This window comes from Micromonospora maritima (assembly GCF_902825405.1).
Classification (GTDB): domain Bacteria; phylum Actinomycetota; class Actinomycetes; order Mycobacteriales; family Micromonosporaceae; genus Micromonospora; species Micromonospora maritima.
Genome location: NZ_CADEAU010000567.1, coordinates 1 through 3,189, shown reverse-complemented (window position 1 = coordinate 3,189; position 3,189 = coordinate 1). Strand labels below are relative to the sequence as shown.

The 3,189-nt window shown below is 77.4% G+C and carries 2 protein-coding genes and 1 pseudogene; 1 reads left to right on the top strand and 2 read right to left on the bottom strand.

From position 1 onward, the window contains the following. Positions 1–1,475, top strand: a 1,475-nt coding sequence (locus tag HUW36_RS29145; RefSeq protein WP_174531052.1) for an acyltransferase domain-containing protein, incomplete at its 5' end; no start/stop codon positions are given. Here the strand turns inward: HUW36_RS29145 and HUW36_RS29140 are convergent. Next, positions 1,429–2,502: an alpha/beta fold hydrolase gene (locus HUW36_RS29140; RefSeq protein WP_246248379.1), complete on the bottom strand. Its 1,074-nt coding sequence runs from the start codon at positions 2,500–2,502 to the stop codon at positions 1,429–1,431. The genes HUW36_RS29145 and HUW36_RS29140 overlap by 47 nt on opposite strands. A 49-nt stretch (positions 2,503–2,551) precedes the next feature. Next, positions 2,552–3,189, bottom strand: a pseudogene (locus HUW36_RS29135) (hypothetical protein); the annotation flags it as partial.

The following is a 3,189-nucleotide window of genomic DNA, read 5'->3' as shown; positions in this document are numbered from 1 at the left end:
CGCTCGGCGCCGGGGTCACGCTCGCCGCCGTCAACGGCCCGGCCGCCGTGGTCGTCGCCGGCGACGCCGACGCCGTCGACCGGGTCGCCGCCGAGTGGACCACTCGGGGGGTACGCACCCGCCGGCTCGCCGTCAGCCACGCCTTCCACAGCCCGCTGATGGAACCGGTGCTCGACGAGCTGGCCGCGCTCGCCGCCCGGCTGCCGCACCACGCGCCGACCGTGCCGCTGGTCTCCACCGTCACCGGCGCGCCGGTCGACGTGGCGGCGGTCGGCGCGCCCGGCTACTGGGCCCGGCACGCCCGGGACACCGTCCGCTTCGCCGACGCGGTCACCGCCCTGCGCGCGCACGGCTGCACCGCCTACCTGGAGGTGGGCCCGGACGGGGTGCTCACCCCGGCGGTCCAGGGCGTGCTGGCCGACGCCGGGCCGGTCCCGCCGGTCCTGCCGACGCTGCGCCGGGACCGGCCGGAACCGTCGACCCTGCTGCGCGCCGTGGCCGCGCTGCACGTGCACGGCGTCACCCCGGACTGGCCGGCGCTCTACGCCGGCACCGACCCGCAGCCGGCCGACCTGCCCACCCACGTGTTCGACAGGCAGCGCTTCTGGCCGCAGCCGCCGGCCTGGCTGACCGCGCCGGCCGACGTCGACACCGCCGTGGAACGCCGGTTCTGGGCGGCGGTCGAGGCCGAGGACCTGGACGGTCTGCTCACCGAGCTGGACGTCGCCCCGGAACAGCCGTTCGGCGCCGTGCTGCCGGCGCTGTCGGCCTGGCGCCGCCGGGGCCGGGAACGGTCCCTGGTGGACGGCAGCCGCTACCGGCTCCGGTGGGAACCCGTCGACGTCGACGCCCACACCCCGCCCGCCGGCCGCTGGCTGGTGCTGCTGCCCGCCGACCGGGCCACCGACCCGGACCTGACCGCCCTGGCCGGCACGCTCGGCCCGGCGGCCACCACCGCGCCGGTGGACACCGCCGCCGAACCGGACGAGCTGGCCACCCGGCTGGCCGACCTGGTCGCCGCCGCGACCGGCGACGGCCCGACGCAGGTGCTGTCCCTGCTCGGCCTGGACGAGACGTCGCACACCGACCATCCGGCGCTGCCGCGCGGGCTGGCCGCCACCGTCCACCTGCTCCAGGCGCTCACCGACCTCGACGCGCCGGCCCGGCTCTGGTGCGCCACCCGGGGCGCGGTCGGCGTCGGGGACGGCGACGCCGAGACGCTCGGTGGCGGCATGGACGGCGCCGGCGGCTGGGCCGCGAACCCGTCCGTGACCAGCACCTCGGCGCCGGCCGACGGAAGTTGCAACGCGACCCCGACACCGACCGCGGCAGCGGCGGCGAAGGCGCAGACCACGACGGCGGAACGCCACCGGCGGGCAGGAGACATGGACCGCGCGGAACGCGGACGGCGGGAGCTGGGCATCCGGCTCAGACTGCCATGTCGTGCCCGGTTCCGCTCTCCTCCGTTCCGGTGACCATGGCCCTGGCCTGCGCTTCCGTCCCGTTCGGCCCCGGCGTGGCGACCGCTTCCGCCCCGGTCCGGCCCGGCGCGGCGGCCGGGGACGCCTCGGCCAGCAGCGCCAGCACCGCCCGCGCCACGGTCCGCGGCACCTCCAGTTGGGCCACGTGACCGACGCCGTCGAGCAGCAGCAGCCGACTGTCCGGGATCACCCGGGCAGCCTGCGGCGCGACCCGCACGTCGACCAGGCGGTCCTGCCGGCCGCCCACCACAAGCGTGGGCACCCGCACCGCCGCGGCCTGCCGCCACAGCGCGCCGGCCCCCGGCAGGTACGACCGCAGGAAGCTGCCGACCAGGCCCCGGAACGTCCGGACGTACGCGGCGGCGTAGTGGGCCGCCTCGTACCGGATCCGGATCTCGTCGATCGCCTCCTGCCGGCGCTGTTCGCTGATCCGGGTCAGGTCCGCGACGCACGACTCCATCACCTGCTGGGCCATCACCTCCGGCGCGAGCTGGGCCAGCCGCCAGGCGGCCAGCCGCTCGCCCCGGGGAATCGCCAGCAACGGCAGCATCCGCCCCTGCAACGAGCGCCGGAAGTCCAGGAACGGCAGCGCCGGCGAGATCAGCGTGAGCGTCCGGACCAGGTCCGGCCGGAGGGCGGCCACCCGCACCGCGACCGCGCCGCCCAGCGAGTTGCCGAACAGGTGCACCGGCCCACGGTCGCTGTGCTCGATCCAGCTCACCACCCGGTCGGCGAACGCCGGGACGGTGTAGCGCCGGCCGGGCTCGCTGCGCCCGAACCCGGGCAGGTCGATCGCCTGGCCGTCGAGTCGCCCGGCGAGCAGGCCGGCCAGGTCGGTCCAGTTCTGCGCCGAACCGCCGAGGCCGTGCACGTAGAGGGCCGGCTCGGCGCCGGGCGCGGTGGCCGGGGTGTCCCGGACGTGGACGAGCGTCCCGTCGAGACGCACGTGCCGACCCGGCCAGGGCGGCGGAACGTGGGGTGCGGGAAGGACATGGTCCGGCCAGAGTTCGGCGCGCTTCATGGATCCAGTCTTCCCCGCACCGGCCCGACCGCACACCGCGGACGGACGGTCAGGCGAGCAACGCCTCCAACCGCCGGTTCACCGCGGCGAGGGTGGCCCGGACGACCGCCTGCCGGGGGTCACCGGCGACCAGCGCCGACCCGGCCAACTGCTCCACCCAGCCGTCGCAGACCAGCAGCACCACCACGGTCGCCACCTCGCAGTTGCCGAACGGCACCACGGCGACGTGCTCGACGAAGCACCGGCCCCGCTCACCGGCCGGGACGACCCGGCCGAGCAGCTCGTCCACCGCGGCGGCCGCGGCCACCGCGCAGAGCCGGAGCACGTACCCGTCGACGGCGGGCCCGGTCGCGTGCCCCTCGGCCGTGCGGTCGCCGGCGATCAGGCGCACCTCGGTGGTCGCGTCCAGCCCGAACGTGCTCACCAGGACGTGCTCGATCACCACCCGGGGGCCCGGGACGCCGCCGGTGTCCAGCGGCCGCGACGGCGCGGTCTCCGTCGTGGTCATGTGCCCACCCGCGTACGAGGTGCCGAGCGTGACCGGGCTGCCGGTGGACATGCCGGTGGGCGCGGACGCCAGCGACGTCTCCTCCACCGTGGCCCGACCCCGGTGCGCGGCCTGCCGGCGGCGACGCGGCGGCTCGTCCCCGTCCGCGGGCGCGTCGGACGGCCGGCCGGTGCGCGACT